This is a genomic window from Thainema salinarum CENA647 (assembly GCF_057732415.1).
The window spans coordinates 93671-107147 of record NZ_JBYJZJ010000002.1; the positions used below are offsets into that span (position 1 = coordinate 93671).

17 protein-coding genes are annotated in these 13477 nt (G+C 60.7%); 11 read left to right on the forward strand and 6 right to left on the reverse strand.

From position 1 onward, the window contains the following. From AC286M_RS00510 to AC286M_RS00520, 3 genes are all read left to right on the forward strand, one after another. Complete coding sequence (locus tag AC286M_RS00510; protein WP_488202548.1) at positions 1 to 777, forward strand: PRTRC system protein F; 777 nt, start codon at positions 1 to 3, stop codon at positions 775 to 777. Further along, a complete protein-coding gene (locus AC286M_RS00515; RefSeq protein WP_488202514.1) occupies positions 764 to 1483 on the forward strand; it encodes a PRTRC system protein B in 720 nt (239 codons plus the stop codon). Before AC286M_RS00510 ends, AC286M_RS00515 begins: the two co-directional genes overlap by 14 nt. A gap of 110 nt (positions 1484 to 1593) precedes the next feature. Beyond that, positions 1594 to 3042 carry a PRTRC system ThiF family protein gene (locus tag AC286M_RS00520; RefSeq protein WP_488202549.1) on the forward strand — a complete coding sequence of 483 codons (1449 nt, stop codon included), beginning with the start codon at positions 1594 to 1596 and terminating at the stop codon, positions 3040 to 3042. Between the two features lie 107 nt (positions 3043 to 3149). On the opposite strand, the gene AC286M_RS00525 is transcribed toward AC286M_RS00520, so the two are convergent. The 4 genes from AC286M_RS00525 to AC286M_RS00540 form a co-directional block, all read right to left on the reverse strand. Then, complete coding sequence (locus AC286M_RS00525) at positions 3150 to 3311, reverse strand: SRPBCC family protein (RefSeq protein ID WP_159597394.1); 162 nt, start codon at positions 3309 to 3311, stop codon at positions 3150 to 3152. A 53-nt stretch (positions 3312 to 3364) separates the two neighbouring features. Next, positions 3365 to 3661: a 3'-5' exonuclease gene (locus AC286M_RS00530; RefSeq protein ID WP_488202515.1), complete on the reverse strand. Its 297-nt coding sequence runs from the start codon at positions 3659 to 3661 to the stop codon at positions 3365 to 3367. 34 nt (positions 3662 to 3695) lie between these two features. Then, complete coding sequence (locus AC286M_RS00535; protein WP_488202516.1) at positions 3696 to 5147, reverse strand: UvrD-helicase domain-containing protein; 1452 nt, start codon at positions 5145 to 5147, stop codon at positions 3696 to 3698. 109 nt (positions 5148 to 5256) lie between these two features. Beyond that, complete coding sequence (locus AC286M_RS00540; RefSeq protein WP_488202517.1) at positions 5257 to 6129, reverse strand: hypothetical protein; 873 nt, start codon at positions 6127 to 6129, stop codon at positions 5257 to 5259. A gap of 448 nt (positions 6130 to 6577) precedes the next feature. Between AC286M_RS00540 and AC286M_RS00545 the strand changes: the two genes are divergently transcribed. The 8 genes from AC286M_RS00545 (at position 6578) to AC286M_RS00580 (ending at position 12451) form a co-directional block, all read left to right on the forward strand. After that, positions 6578 to 7240: a hypothetical protein gene (locus tag AC286M_RS00545; RefSeq protein WP_488202518.1), complete on the forward strand. Its 663-nt coding sequence runs from the start codon at positions 6578 to 6580 to the stop codon at positions 7238 to 7240. A gap of 5 nt (positions 7241 to 7245) precedes the next feature. Continuing rightward, positions 7246 to 7608: a hypothetical protein gene (locus AC286M_RS00550; RefSeq protein WP_488202519.1), complete on the forward strand. Its 363-nt coding sequence runs from the start codon at positions 7246 to 7248 to the stop codon at positions 7606 to 7608. A 426-nt stretch (positions 7609 to 8034) separates the two neighbouring features. Further along, positions 8035 to 8169: a hypothetical protein gene (locus AC286M_RS00555; RefSeq protein ID WP_268894769.1), complete on the forward strand. Its 135-nt coding sequence runs from the start codon at positions 8035 to 8037 to the stop codon at positions 8167 to 8169. Between the two features lie 300 nt (positions 8170 to 8469). Next, on the forward strand, positions 8470 to 9114 hold the full coding sequence (locus AC286M_RS00560; protein WP_488202520.1) for a hypothetical protein: 645 nt from the start codon (positions 8470 to 8472) through the stop codon (positions 9112 to 9114). A gap of 59 nt (positions 9115 to 9173) precedes the next feature. After that, positions 9174 to 9794 carry an AAA family ATPase gene (locus AC286M_RS00565; protein WP_488202521.1) on the forward strand — a complete coding sequence of 207 codons (621 nt, stop codon included), beginning with the start codon at positions 9174 to 9176 and terminating at the stop codon, positions 9792 to 9794. Between the two features lie 793 nt (positions 9795 to 10587). Continuing rightward, positions 10588 to 10839, forward strand: coding sequence for a hypothetical protein (locus AC286M_RS00570; protein ID WP_488202522.1), 252 nt, complete (start codon positions 10588 to 10590; stop codon positions 10837 to 10839). An 11-nt stretch (positions 10840 to 10850) separates the two neighbouring features. Next, positions 10851 to 11726 (forward strand): hypothetical protein, encoded by an 876-nt coding sequence (locus AC286M_RS00575; protein ID WP_488202523.1) that lies wholly within the window; start codon positions 10851 to 10853, stop codon positions 11724 to 11726. 212 nt (positions 11727 to 11938) lie between these two features. Next, a complete protein-coding gene (locus AC286M_RS00580) occupies positions 11939 to 12451 on the forward strand; it encodes a single stranded DNA-binding domain-containing protein (RefSeq protein WP_488202524.1) in 513 nt (170 codons plus the stop codon). 210 nt (positions 12452 to 12661) lie between these two features. Here the strand turns inward: AC286M_RS00580 and AC286M_RS00585 are convergent, their stop codons facing one another. Both AC286M_RS00585 and AC286M_RS00590 read right to left on the reverse strand, forming a co-directional pair. Then, the gene (locus tag AC286M_RS00585; RefSeq protein ID WP_488202525.1) at positions 12662 to 12853 is read right to left on the reverse strand and encodes a type II toxin-antitoxin system RelE/ParE family toxin; all 192 of its coding nucleotides are present in this window, start codon (positions 12851 to 12853) and stop codon (positions 12662 to 12664) included. Between the two features lie 90 nt (positions 12854 to 12943). Then, positions 12944 to 13222, reverse strand: a complete 279-nt coding sequence (locus AC286M_RS00590; RefSeq protein ID WP_488202526.1) for a type II toxin-antitoxin system ParD family antitoxin — start codon at positions 13220 to 13222, stop codon at positions 12944 to 12946. Positions 13223 to 13477 lie beyond the last annotated feature (255 nt).

The window sequence follows — 13477 nt, forward strand, 5'->3', positions numbered from 1 at the left end:
ATCCTCTGGAGGCAGCACTTCCCGGGCTCGGCCTGGTTCATCACCTCGGTGCTAGACCAGGTGCAGAGCAAAGGTCTGTTCTGCTACGACATGCCGATGGTGGCGTACCACCTCGATTACCGACTGACCGAACTCGACGAGTTCACGGATCAATGCTTCGCGCGGGCCGTTCTCATGGAGGAGGGCGATCACGACTACGAACCGGGCACGCCGGTGTCAGATGAGACCATGGAGGCGCTGCGCGAGCAGTACGTTCATTGGCCATCGGACATCCTGGCAGCGGTGGACGGCCACCAGCACCTACTGGGCACCGTTTCATACCGACCCGCACGCGACAAGCGTGCCAAGGGCACGCCCGTTTCACTGGCAAAGGTCAAGCACTGGCTTCGAGCCGATGCGCAGCATCCCCAGGCAGCGTGCGTGCACGCCGCCGTCGCTCTCAAAGCGGCGGTGAGCAAGAAGCGCAACGCTGCGGACTTCAACTTCTTCAGCAACGCCAACGGAAGCGAAGTCGAGTCGATCGGCGCGATGTGCTTCGTGGCGTGGGATGACCCGCACCTGCTGTGGGAAACCGCAAGCCATGCCGAGGAGCTGGCCTACAACGGTGGCGATGTCATGGAGGCATTCGCACGCAAGACCATACCCCTTGACAAAGGGCTGACCGATCAGCAACTCGCTGATCTGGTCACCGAGACCAAGGGTTTTCTCAACATGTGGCATCTGCTCGAAGAGCTGATGTTGCACCTTCCCGTCCACGGAGACGATGATGAAATTTGAAGCACAAAGCGTGGGGGATCAGTATCGGCTGGCCAGTGCGCTGCTCATCTACGAGTCGCGCGAGACGCGTCAGGCGTATGCAACCAAGCACCGTGTCGAGGTCATCAGCGGAAGCCCGATGATCCGCCCCGGCGCTCCCCTCACCGAGGGTGATTTCAAGGACCTGATCGGGGGGCTCAAACCCCAGGACAGGCCTGCGATTGAATGGAACGACCCGGCAATCCTTGCCAAGGGCTTAGGCCGGCTGATCTGGTGGACGCCGCCGCGCAAGCGAGCGATGTTTTTTCAGGCCAGTAGCCATAGCGTCGTGCAGTTCAGCGGAAGCGCAAGCTGCCCGACGCCGGGGCTGGTCTTCATGGCCGGCGAGCGCACGCTGCACGTGTTTGCCTTCAATGGCGACGTGGTACCGACCAAGCAGACCAAGCTCTACCAGGCCCCGTTCTTCAACGTGTGGTCCAGCGGGCAGGTTTGCGTGGGCAACGCCAAGGTGCCCGGGGAGGATCAGCGAACAGACCTTCAAGCCTGGGAGCGATTCTTCTTCGGGTCGCACTTCACGCACCCGAACTTCCGCGAGAAGGACCGGCTGACCCTCGGGGTGGAGCCGTGTGCGTTCTGGAAGAAGCAACTGAGTCGACCGAGCAAAGACCTTCCCCGAGAGGGTTCTGGTGGACATCAACCTCACGGTCAACGATCTGTTGGCACTTGATTTCTATGAGCGCCCGCATGACCGGGCCCGAGGAGAGTTCTGATGAACGACGTGGACAAGGCCATTCTTGAGGCCTTTCCCCTTGTGGCGACTCCAATACGCTGGAGCCTCTGCAAGCAAGAGACGATACGGGCATCCGGTTCCTGGCTTCATGCCAAGCACTGATGCGCGAGATCAGCCTGCCCTGGATTCGCCTTGTGCATCCGGTGGCGCAGTGCGCAGAAGGGTTTCGCCTGCCCTATGGGGAGGTACATCAGTCTGCGTCGGTTCTGTGTTCGAAAGTACCGGCTGTCCTGATTCGTCAGTTCGTTGCGGACGCGCGAGCGGCGCTGCCCAACGAGGTGGCCGCAGCCCTGATCTGGAACAGCGAGAGCGATGCCTGGCGCTACGAGGTGCGCAAGAGCTTGAGGGCAAATGCGAGCTTTGTGGCCTTCGAGGAGGTCCGGCTGGTCGACGATGAGCACTTGGTGCTCGACTTGCACAGTCATGGACTTCATGCGGCCTACTTCTCCAGTGTCGACGATCAAGACGACAGTGGCGCGATGAAGTTCAGCGCGGTTCTGGGCAACCTGGACCGAGACACGCCAAGCTCAGCCATCCGGTTGTGCATGGCAGGGCTGTACCTGCAAGCGTCGATGAACAAGGCCGGCGAGCTGGAGGTGCAATGGCTGAACCGAACCAAGATGCATGTCCTCAACGGAAAGCTCATGACGAACGCTGTGAACGTGCTCCTGGTGGGCGCGGGTGGAACGGGCAGTCGAATGCTTGAAAAACTCGTCGCGCTGCATCGAGCACTTCTCGCGAAGGGGCACCCTGCGGGCCTGGATGTGACGGTTGTGGACCCGGATACGGTATCCACGGCCAACATCGGGCGCCAGGCGTTCTACCCTGGCGATGTGGGGCGCTTCAAGAGCGATGTGCTGGTCAACCGGGCCAACATGGCGTTGGAGGGGGTGATCTGGAAGAGCGAGCCGGCAATTCTGTCGACGCGAGCCAGTCTGGACCGCTTCGACCTCGTTATCGGTGCCGTTGACAATCGAGCAGCGCGCCTTGCGATTCTGCGGGGCCTGGAGAACTGTGCGAGTGGCACCCGCTACTGGCTGGACACGGGTAACCGTGCCACCGATGGGCAGGTGGTTCTTGGGCAGGTCACCTCGCGTCGCAAGGTCAATGACGACATGATGCGCCTGCCGCATATCGCCGAGTTCTACCCGGACCTGATAGATGCGTCGGCCGAAGACAAGGACAACACACCTTCGTGTTCCCTTGCTGAAGCGCTTGAGAAACAGAGTCTATACATCGACCCCACCGTGTCGGACTTCGCAGCGAATCTTCTGTGGAAGCTCTTCACCGAGGGCCGTCTGGACACTCAGGGGGTCTTCATCAACCTCAACCGCATGATGGCGACACCTCTGCGGGTTGATCCTGAGGTCTGGGCGCGATTCGGCATCGTTCGCGATGGCAAGCGCAGAAAAGTCGAACAGCCATCGATGGTGGCCAAACGACGCAAGAAGCAACAGGTACAACAGGAACAACAGGAGGAGGCTGTGACGGCCTAACCTGGTGCACGCCAACAGGCGAATCAAAGAAAAGGCCCGAGCTCAGCTCGGGCCTTTTTCGTTGGCCAACACCTTCAGCTGCGCGCAACTGCTTGGGCGCTGTCAGCTTACCCTTGTGTGAGCGATGTGTCGGCCGGTTTGAGCATCCACGCGCTGTACCAGCCGTTACTGGGCACCTGGCCGTCCAGATAGTCGGTCCACCCTTTCTCGCGTGCGTTCTGCCGCGCCTCATCCATCGCTTCGAGGCTGTCAGCCTCGATGACGAGCATGCGGCAATCCCTACCTTCGTAGTTCATCTCAAGGGGACCGTGGATGCGGCGCATCAGTTGCCGGCGAGAATAAGAGCTTTGACGTCATCGTAGCGGTGCTTCACGGGAATGCGCGCCTCGGTGACCGTCATGTGAGGCTTGCCAGAGAACCACACTACGCACCGATTCTTGGCCCGCGTGAGGGCAACGTACATCAGGCGGCGCTCGGCCTCGTAGTTGGCCACGTGCGAGTCACTGTCTGCGGCGCTTGCATCGATCACATGCACAGTCTCAAACTCCAGGCCCTTGGAGCCGTGCATGGTCATGAGTACCAGGGGCACGCTGCCGAGATCACGGGATCTCGTGCTCACGAACTTGAGGCGGCTGGAGAGCGTGCCATTCAGGTCAGCTCAGGATGCGAGCGCAGATGTCGACCAGGTCGGCCGTTTGCTGTCGCGGCATCCAGCCACCGTAGAGGGCGCCCACCTCCAGAATCACCTCGCGAACCGATCCGCTGAGCCCGATATGTGAGGCTCGAAGCTGCTTTCGCCAGTACGAACAGCTGTTGGCCAACCCCTGCAGGGACTTGCGGTCGGCGGCGCTCGCGTGGTCAAGGTCGGGTACCACGCCATCCAGGAACGATGAAGCATTGCCATCCATGGAGCGCAACAGTTCGGCCTTGAGATCTTCGCTGATACCGTGGTACGGCAGAACACCGAGCACGCCAACGGGGGAGTTGTCCAGCAAGGTCTGCAGGAAGGACAGGTAGCCGGCGATGTTGGGATCGTCCCAAATGCTTTTGCCTATGCGCATGTACTCGACGCCGTTGGCGCGAAGTTCGAACTCCAGCAGGTCGAGCGAGCGGTTCTTGCGGGCGAGCACCACGGCGTTCTGGTGCTGTTGCGGTGTGGAGGAGACCAGGCCGGCAAGCTCAAGAGCCTGGCGTTCGGCGCTCGCGGTGTTGTACGCCCCGATGCTCCCCCCCTTGCCGCGGCGCGCCATCAGCGTCTTGTCCAAGCGGGACTTGTTGAGCCCCACCAGCATCACAGCGTGCGACAGGATCTCCGATCGGCAGCGGAAGTTGTCGCCGAGCTCGATGCGCTTGGCTCTAAACGTGTCCAAGAAGGACTTCATGCCGGCGTAGCCCAGAGCCTGGCGCCACTCGTAGATGGACTGATCGTCATCGCCCACAATGGTCACATTGCACCCAGCCTTGGCGTGCGCAAAGATCCAGTGCTTCTGCAGGTCATCGGTGTCCTGACCCTCATCGACGAGCAGGTCGGTGAAGGGCAGGGGCGGAATGGTGCCCGAGTGAACCCGCAGCGCACAGTCGCGCATGATCGAGTAAAGATCGGTGTGCCCGCTATCGCGAAGCCGAGTCGTGTAGCGGTCGATCACCCGTGTGACGGCCTCAGGGAGCGTCAGTACGGAGCGGTCAACCGCATACATGTAGGACTCGAACATCTGGCGCGCAAGCTTTTGCTCCTCCCCGGGAGGTATGAACGAGCCGATGGCGTCGTTGAGCAGAATGTTTTGCTGGGCGGGGCTCAACACCTTCTGGCGCGGCGTGTGGCGGAACAGGTGTTTGATCGCAATGCTGTGAAACGTCGAGATGATCAGACGATCTTCGCTGAAGGGGCGTCCACCGGCTTTCTGCTGGGCCGCGTCCAGGCGCCGGCGCATCTCGACCGCTCCCTCTTTGGTGAAGGTCACCATGATCAGGCGGCGATTGGGATCCGCAAGGATGCGCATCGCCTTGGCCACCGAGGTCGTTGTCTTCCCCGAGCCAGGCCCGGCGACGATCAGCAAATGCCCGTCATGGTCAATGGCTTGTTGCTGTTGAGGGGTGAAGGACATCGCAAAACCTCAGGAGGGAAGCACTGTGGGCAAAAAAAATGGGGCCGCGTTCTCCACGGCCCCAACAGAAATGGGTCAAAAGATTGGACGAAACAAGGTTGCCAGGTCGTCAGGGGGCGGGCGTCTCAGTGGCTGCGGATTTCTTGCGGCCCTTGCTCGCGGCAGTTGCAGCGACCGATGCGGCGGCAGCGTCGTCGATGAGTTGGGAGGCGTCGGTGGGGCCCAGCTCGAGCGCGCGGTCGGCATCGGCGCCGTCATTGGCCGATGCTGCGAACGCTGCGATCTCTTTGCCCTGTTCGGCGACGATCGCCGACATGGCTTCGTTCACCTTGCCGCCGGCGGCTTGTTCCTGGATGATGCGGTCCGCCTCTCGGTAGAGCTTGCTCACCTCAGTTTGCAGGATCGATCGGAAAGCGCGCACGGCCTTCTTGCAGATGAACTCGGCCTCGGATCGCTGCTGAGAATCGATCACGCCAAGCAGGTTGGCAGTGCCGGCCAGCAAGTTCACCCGGTCAAGGTCGCGCAGGAGCTGGAAGTAGGAGCGGGCATGGGCGGCGATCACCGGCACGGTCAGGGCCTGGGGATTCGGGAACAGTGAACTCTCCAGAGTTGCGCCGTTCTGTAGCAGCAGCTTCTCCAAACGATTGATCGTGTTGGTCATCAGGATGTTGATGTTGACCAGCTTCTTGGTGATCACCTCGTTGTAGCGCTCCAGGGTTTCGGCGTTGAAGCCACGCCAGCTGCGGTACTGGTACTCCAGGTACAGCTGCTTGGACAGGTAGGCGAAGTCCTTCCTGTAGAAGCGGACGGAAACGGGCGACTGCAGCTGCTCGTTGTCCAGAAAGACCACGGGGCTCTGGAAGGTGTGGGCGAAAGCGTTGCCGAAGACATCCAGGAGTGAACGCTGGCGCTTCGCAGAGACTTCGTTGAGGGCGGCCAGTTCGGCCGGGACTCGGGGCTTGGGACATGAGGGGCTCTCCAACTGGTTGAAAAATGTCGTAGCTGACTTTAGGTGTCGTAACGACTTCCAAGACCCCGGCCAACGAGCCCATATGGCCCCAAAGAACGTGGATTGGGTCCTTGAACCCGCGATTCGACGTGATAAGTTCACCGGCAGATGAACACCCAGTCGAAAACTCAGGCTGCCAAAAGAACGGCATTGGGCCTGTCATGGCTCCTATGGCCTGCCACCGGCGCCTCTGGGCGCTTGCATGGGTGGCGCTGCCTTGGGCGACCGGACTCTGCATTGCTTTTGCGTTCCTCGTTGGGATCAGTGAACAACGACGCCAGGCGTTCGGCTTTGCATGGGCCTACTACCTCGGGGCTCTGTGCTTCGTGCCGGTTGCAGCCTTGCAGCAGCAGCGCGGCCTGGGGCACACAACTGAGATGTTTGCCGCGTGGCTCCTGGGGTCGGCGGTGGCCGCAGGGCTGTGGGCACTCGCCCGGTCCATCGCAAAGGTCGCGCGGCGCACACCGCAATTCGCCTCGTGCTCGTCTGGTTCATCGCTCTCGCCACTCCGCTCGGTCTCATGGGGATGGCCCATCCGCTGTGGGGTTGCGTCGATTGCGCAGGGGACGGCTTCATGGGGGTCGTCACACTGGTTGTGGCGCCGGTGATGACCGCTGGGCTCGTCTTCTGCGATACGCAGGGAGCGAGATCGCCGCGAGCAAGGCGATGGCTGGTCCTGGAGTCGCCGCGCAGCCTGAGCATGCTCCTGTGCGTGATCCTGGTAGCCAAGGGGGCCGGCGATCACACGGCAGTGCCAACTCAGGCGGCGCGGGCGGTTGCGCTGAACAGTTATTGGGGCCAGCTCGGCGAGGCTGCAGCACTGCCGCTGGAGCAACGCCTGCAGAGGGTGCAAAACGCAGCCGGCCAACTTGCAGACCCGGGTGGGCAACCCGCCATCGCGGATCTGCTCATCACCGGCGTGGGCGCGTTCGGCGTGAAATCGCAGGCAGAGGCAGAGGCGTTCGCAAGAGAAGTCGCCGTCAAGCTCACGCTGGCGCAATTCCTGTGGGCCTGGGTATGCGCGTCAAAATCGACACACAAGGCGGCAGTTCAGCCGGTTCGGGCGATGCGGTACCGGCACTAGCGGTTGTGCGCAACGACCGGGAGCCGGTGCTGTTCTGTGCCCACGGATGGCGCAAACCGGATTTCGCTGGGGGCGGTGCTTCGTCTGAGCACGTTTGTGCCCGCGGGGAACACCTGATCCCCTACGGCGGGTCCCTGGCGCCGAAGCAGTCGATGCGCGTGCTGCTGGGTGAGGAGGTGTTGTTGGCTGGACTTCAGCTGGGAAGGCAGTTGGCGCGCCCCGCCGATGCAATGCTGCTGGCGACTTCCTCGGCAGAGTCCGGCGAGGGCCTGGGTCAGCGTGTACAGGCCAAGCACTTCAAGGCGGTGGCCATGCTCCTGAAGACGCCCCACCTGATGGCCGTGAACATGGTGAGCCAGGTTGATTGACCTGTCAGCGAGCAACGCCAACAATGGCATTGCTGTCTGGTTTCCAGTGGCGGTGCAGATGGGACACTTGAACCTTCCGATCAGTAACTGCGCTCGGGAGATCACTGAGGGCCGCTCCAAAGAGCAACAGAAAGATGACGGGGCGCGGAGCGCCTCGCGTGGCAGGGGCTTCGGCCCCTTGCTCATGCCCTCTAGGTAGAATTGACGCACGGGAAAGTCGTGACGGCTTGTGGATCGAGTCGTGACGTCTTCCTCGACGTAGTCGAAAAAGAACGGAGCTGCAAAGCTGCGTTGCGTGCCACCTGCACGCCATCAACTGATGTTCCTACTCCGGTGGGCTCATCGCATCACAACTTCCCAACTGGGCAATTCCTTTGCCCGTTGGGTGCGGATTGCTACTTGGGGCTTCCTTGTTTGGAGATCTCCATGAAAGCAGTTCTGCTGGTTGTCGCTGTGTCGCTGGTCGCTTACTTCGCCATTGGTACGGGTGCTACCGCATCCTCCAAGGTTCAGGATCGTCATTCTCAAATCGAGAAGATTCTGGATGAAGCTGGCAAATGATCAGCCGCGCACGCTGAGGAAAGGAAGGGCGTTGGCCCTTCCTTGTTCTCACCAATCTCCCCAACCTCAATCGCACCTCGCATGTCAGCGTGAGAACTGCTGAAGGCATTGGCCTGCGCCATTGCCATGAGCACTTCTCGATGCAAATCGAGTAGCGCTGGCCTTCGTGCCAGCAATCACCAAGCGGCGTTGCCGCACTCATCCACCCCGCCGGGACAAGCTCCCCGGTAGGGGCGCTTTCCGGCTAAAGAGCTGGAGGCTCGATGGACACACTCATCGCCGGCATCTGGGAGAAATCCTATGAGCGCCGCGGCGTATGACTCCACGCAGCAGTACCGACAGCTTCACCTGCCGATGTTCCTCAGCCACGAAATCGAGGCTGTTGAACAAGTCTGGAAGACGTATTCGGAACGCAAAGAAAAAGCACAGATGCGGGAAACGGCTAGGACCTTTCAGGTTCGAGCGCAGTCCGCAAAGCAGGGTCTTTTCGATGCGATCGATGACCGTCTACTGGACATGCCAATTGGAGGCACGAATGAAGGTAACGAGCTGAACTGTGACGTCGATCCCGTGAGGGCCGATGTCATTGAACAGATCGAAGCATTTCAGACGTCCGAAGAGTGGTCCGATGCCGCCATTGAGGAGCTTCACGAGGCAGTCTTGCACTACTCGCTGAAGTTACTCCAAGCGCGCGGCAACGGAGCAGAGAAGAAGGAGGTCCTGCAGTGGATCTTCGCTCCCAACACCATGGTTGCCTTCCTCCAGGACGATCGCATGCAGCCAGTCGAGGCAATCCTGCCTCAATCCGCAACACCTTTCTCATTCGAGCAGTGCTGCCGCATCTGCGGCTACAGCACTGAGCGTTTGCAGGACGGCTTAGTCCCCGTTCTCAAAGAGATTGGCCTTGGAAATGTCTTTAAGGAACTTTTCGATGGAAACCAATAACACCGCGATCCGAAAGTACAACGTGCGAACGACTTTCGGGTTGATGGAAGCACCTGAGCATGCCTGAAATCCCAGGCCTTGAGCCTGGCATGAAGGGTGTGCCGCCCAGCGATGCGACCTATGTCTTCGACGCGGATCGAATGCGCCAGCTCACGATGTTCTGGGTCGGCGGCTTCAAAGCGCTGCTGATCGAGGGCGACCCCGCAGCTGGAAAAACCTCGCTGGTCGAGCAGTGGCACGCTCGCTTGAACGTGCCGCTGTACAAGGTCCCGTGCTCGCCCACGACCGAGAGCTATCGCTTTATCGGTCAGCTGCTTCCGACCGAAGAAGGTCGATTGCAGTGGAAGGACGGACCTGTGGTGACGGCCTGTCGTGAGGGCACTTCGGTGCTCCTCGATGAGTACAACACGCTGGATCCGGGCGAAGCAACCGCGCTGAACATGCTGCTGGAAGGCTATTCGTGGACGATCCCGGAAACGGGTGAAACCATCAAACCGCATCCGCGCACGCGGTTTTTCGCGACGCAGAACGCGGTGGACAGCCGGGCCGCAGTCGCTGGACGAAACGTGCAGGACGTGGCCGACGATGATCCGGTTCTCCTACACGGAGGTCGATTACCTCAAGCCCGAGTTGGAAGAAGCCCTGGTGCTTCGCCACCTGCTCGCCGGCCGGGTCGATAAGGCCGTGGCCGAGCCGATCGCCAAGGTCTGCGTCCTGGTCGCCGGCGACAAGGTGCGCGAGGCTTTCCGGCCGCCGACGCTGCAGGCGTGGAACAAACCCCTGTTCCACCCGAGCGGTGTTGCGGTGGGCCAAGTACACGGTGATGTACCAGGGCGTCATGCGAAACGCAAGGTCGAAGCGGGCTGCACTTCGCAATCCGCCAGGCGGTGCGCATGAGCCCGGTCATGTCCAGAGCGGTCCGCGAGACCATCACGCTGGTACCGCCGGCTACGACGAGAACCTGGTCAGCTGAGGTCGAAGATGAGAGTCTGTCCTCCACGTATACACACACAGCGCGAAAGGGCAGTGGGGCTTCAGCGCAAGCGGCCCCGGAGGGTCTGGACGGCAGAGATCAAGCCCGGAAAGGCGTTGAAACTCGATCGCGTGGAGGCCATCACCCTCGGCTGGCCTCCTCCGACGAAACGTGTCCGCATGGGCTGACGTGCTGGGCAACGCGTACCAAGTACCTGGACCAGACGCTGACGCCGGAAGGCGACGTCTACGGAGAGTTCAGTGAGGTCCTCATCGTGACGCGCCGAGCCCGGACGGCAGCGAACTGGCGCCGATGGCGACCAAGTCGCTTTCAGACGACCTGAGCGCGCTGACGGCAGCCTGGGAAACGAAGCTGCAAATGGTCAGTGTGCTCAGTGGGCAAGCCGCAGTCTGGCTCAAACGCCAGGAACTTGCGAAACAGCATCTTCACCGCTGCATGCAACGCACCCAGCCTTCGCGCTGGTGCTTGCCGACTGGGCGATGGAGAACAAGCAACTCGTCCTCTGTCAAAAGGGAGCGGTGCCAACAACCAAACCGATGAACGACCCGCTGGCCTGGAAGAAATTCCTCAGCGAGTGGTTCAAAGAAGAAACGGTTCAACGCGCAATGGAACAGCTCAGTTGGTCGCTCCGCGACGCAATGCTGGCCCCAGTGATGCGCCAGCCGGAAAACATCAACGAATCAGGTGACGCCCAAGGATGGATTGCCGAGGCGGGCCTGGCAGCCTTTTAAGAGGAAGCAACATGCGAGATTTCATCAACTTGTTCGGCTACCTGCTGATGTCGCTCTTGCGAGCGGGCATCTGGGTACTGAGACCGATGGTAATCGCGATCGATTTGGCCGCCAGAAGGACGGCCAAAGGGATCAACATCAACACCGCTCCTTCGCAGAAGCCCGCACGAGTGCAGGTCGAAAACGAGGATGCGGGTCAGCTGCAGCCAATGCGCAATGTGCCGAGTTTGGGGCAGCCGCTCCAGTCGGCCGACTTCACGGTTGCAGACCGGATCATTTCGATTCGCCTGGAGCCCCCTGTGGGCGTTCTCAACCTGCGCGTGTACAAGGCGACGAAGACGGTCAAGCGCGACTTGATCATCAACGAGCCGCTGCTGCGCGCGATCATGAAGGGTCGCCGATTCACTTTCGCCGATGCCACCTTCGATCCGAAGGCTGACATCGAGGAAGTGAAGGAGGAAACGGTGCTATTGGCCGAGGAACTGATCAACCGGGTGGGTAACGCTCGGTTGAAAGGCCTCAAGCCAAGCAAGGAGCAACGCAAAGCGGAGATCAGCCAAAGCTCGTCGGCGCCGGCTGCAAAGGTTGTGGCGAAAGCCGAGACCAAGCAGAAGGCCAAGACGAATGCGGTTGCTCAAGCCCCAGCTGCGCCCGAAAGGGTCGCAGTGAAGGTGGATGCATCAAACGCTGTACGCGCGGCGCAAGGCGCAACGGAGAAGAAGCTGTTTACGCCTTTGCCAACGGTGGGCATTACCTACGTTGGAACGCTGTTGCAGGCGGGCTCTCATCGCGTGACGCCAAGAGATCGGGATGCCTACGAAGTCTTTCAGGCGGTCATCCTGCTGGAAAACGGCGCAGAGCTTCCTCTGCGCGGTGCTGAACTCTGAGCGAGAGCTGGAGGCAGCAGGATGCGAAGTTGGTAAGCGAGTGTCGATCACGCCCATGGGCAAGGTTCCCGTCTCGCTGGCCAACGGCGGCCAAGGAAGCAAGAACCTCTACAAAGTCGAGAACCTGAAGGTGAACTGATGATCGTGATCAATGTGCATGGCCGACTGGCTCATCAACCCGAGCTGAAAATTCTCGGGAATGGCGGCGCGGTGTGCGAGTTCCCGCCCTGCTGAGTTCTCGCTTCGCGAAGGGCGAAGAAGTCACCGAAGCGGTGACATTCTTCTGCTTCGACGGCGAGGCCGAGAAGTTCTGCGAAACGGCCGAGAAGGGGCAACTCATCTCGGCCAGCGGCACCCAGGAGACGTCGTCTTACACCGACGCCGCAGGGGTGAAAAAATCCTTCACCAAGTACCGGATGACCTGGCACGCCAAGGGTGCACGGCCTCGCAGCTCGCATCCTGTCGCACAAGGCTCGGACGGTACTGGCTCGCAGCGACCAACAAGTGATCGCTACGGCGCTGGCAGACAGGCAGCGGGCAACACGCGAATGAATGGAGCAGGCGCGAGCCGTTCTGGCTTCGCACAGGGGCAGCAGAGCACGCGGCCCCCGCAACAAGGCCGAGACGCAAGGCGCATCCCCACTCGCAAGAGCGGCGCGCCAGCCACCCCGGCGCGGGTGAATCCAGCTCCGGCAATGACGGCTTTGCCGATTTTGATGACGTGACTGGGTTCGTCTAAGCGAAATCAGCCCCTGGCCTGGGACACCCCCGGCTGGGGATGCTTTCGGAGTTAAACCCAACTTGGGGCTACTGGTCGGTGGCCTCGCAGGACCCTCGAAGAGGGGACTGTCTGAAGACAACCGCGTCTTTAGACAGTCATTACGGAGGAGGGTCGCTGGGCCGACGTGGGCCTACAACTTCCGAGACTGCCTATTTCAACCTGAGAAATCGTCTGTATCGATGTCGCGGCTACTGTGCAAGACACGCTCGACCCTGACGACAGATCCAATAATCCGGAAGAAAAGGATGTATCGCCCATGGGAGCACATGCGCAGGCCAGGAACAAGATCCTCGCGCGCTGTATAGCCACTAGGCATTTTGGTGATCTTCTCAGCCTGGTCGATCAATTCATCGACGAAGGTTTCGGCACGGCGCGGGTTGTCCTGCGACTGTAGTCGCCGATCTCTCGCAGATCAGCGACGGCCAGCGGCGAAAGCTCACACCGCACTTGACGGTGTGCCTTTGCTACCCCGATCCTTGTAGCGCGCTTTCAGCTCCGCACGAACCTCGGATAGTGGCCGCCCAGGACCACTGACGATACCGGCCTGAATTTCGGCCCGAAGGGATTCCAGCTTTGCCCGCTTGAAGACAGTCTGCTCTTCGAGCAAGCGCAACCCATCACGGATGACCTCGCTCGCGCTCTGGTAGCGGCCCGAGTCAATCTGTTGACGGACAAAGCCTTCGAAGTGATTTCCTAAAACGTAGCTGGATGGCATTGCAAAACCTCTGAGCCAAGACTATCAAAAATTGATAGTGCTTGCAACTTTGGCCAGGCTCCTTGCCGCCAAAAGCCTGCGCAAGTCCTCGCGCGAGAAGTTCGCCGCCGCGCTGTGCATTCGGCCAGCGCAGCTCGATCTGAGCTGACCGTTCTACGGTCTGGGTTCGATTGCGGGACGCAACCGCCCAAGTGTGCCAAATAGCACGTGCGAGGGTGGTGGGTGTGCGCGTGCATGGCGAACATCCCGTGCCTG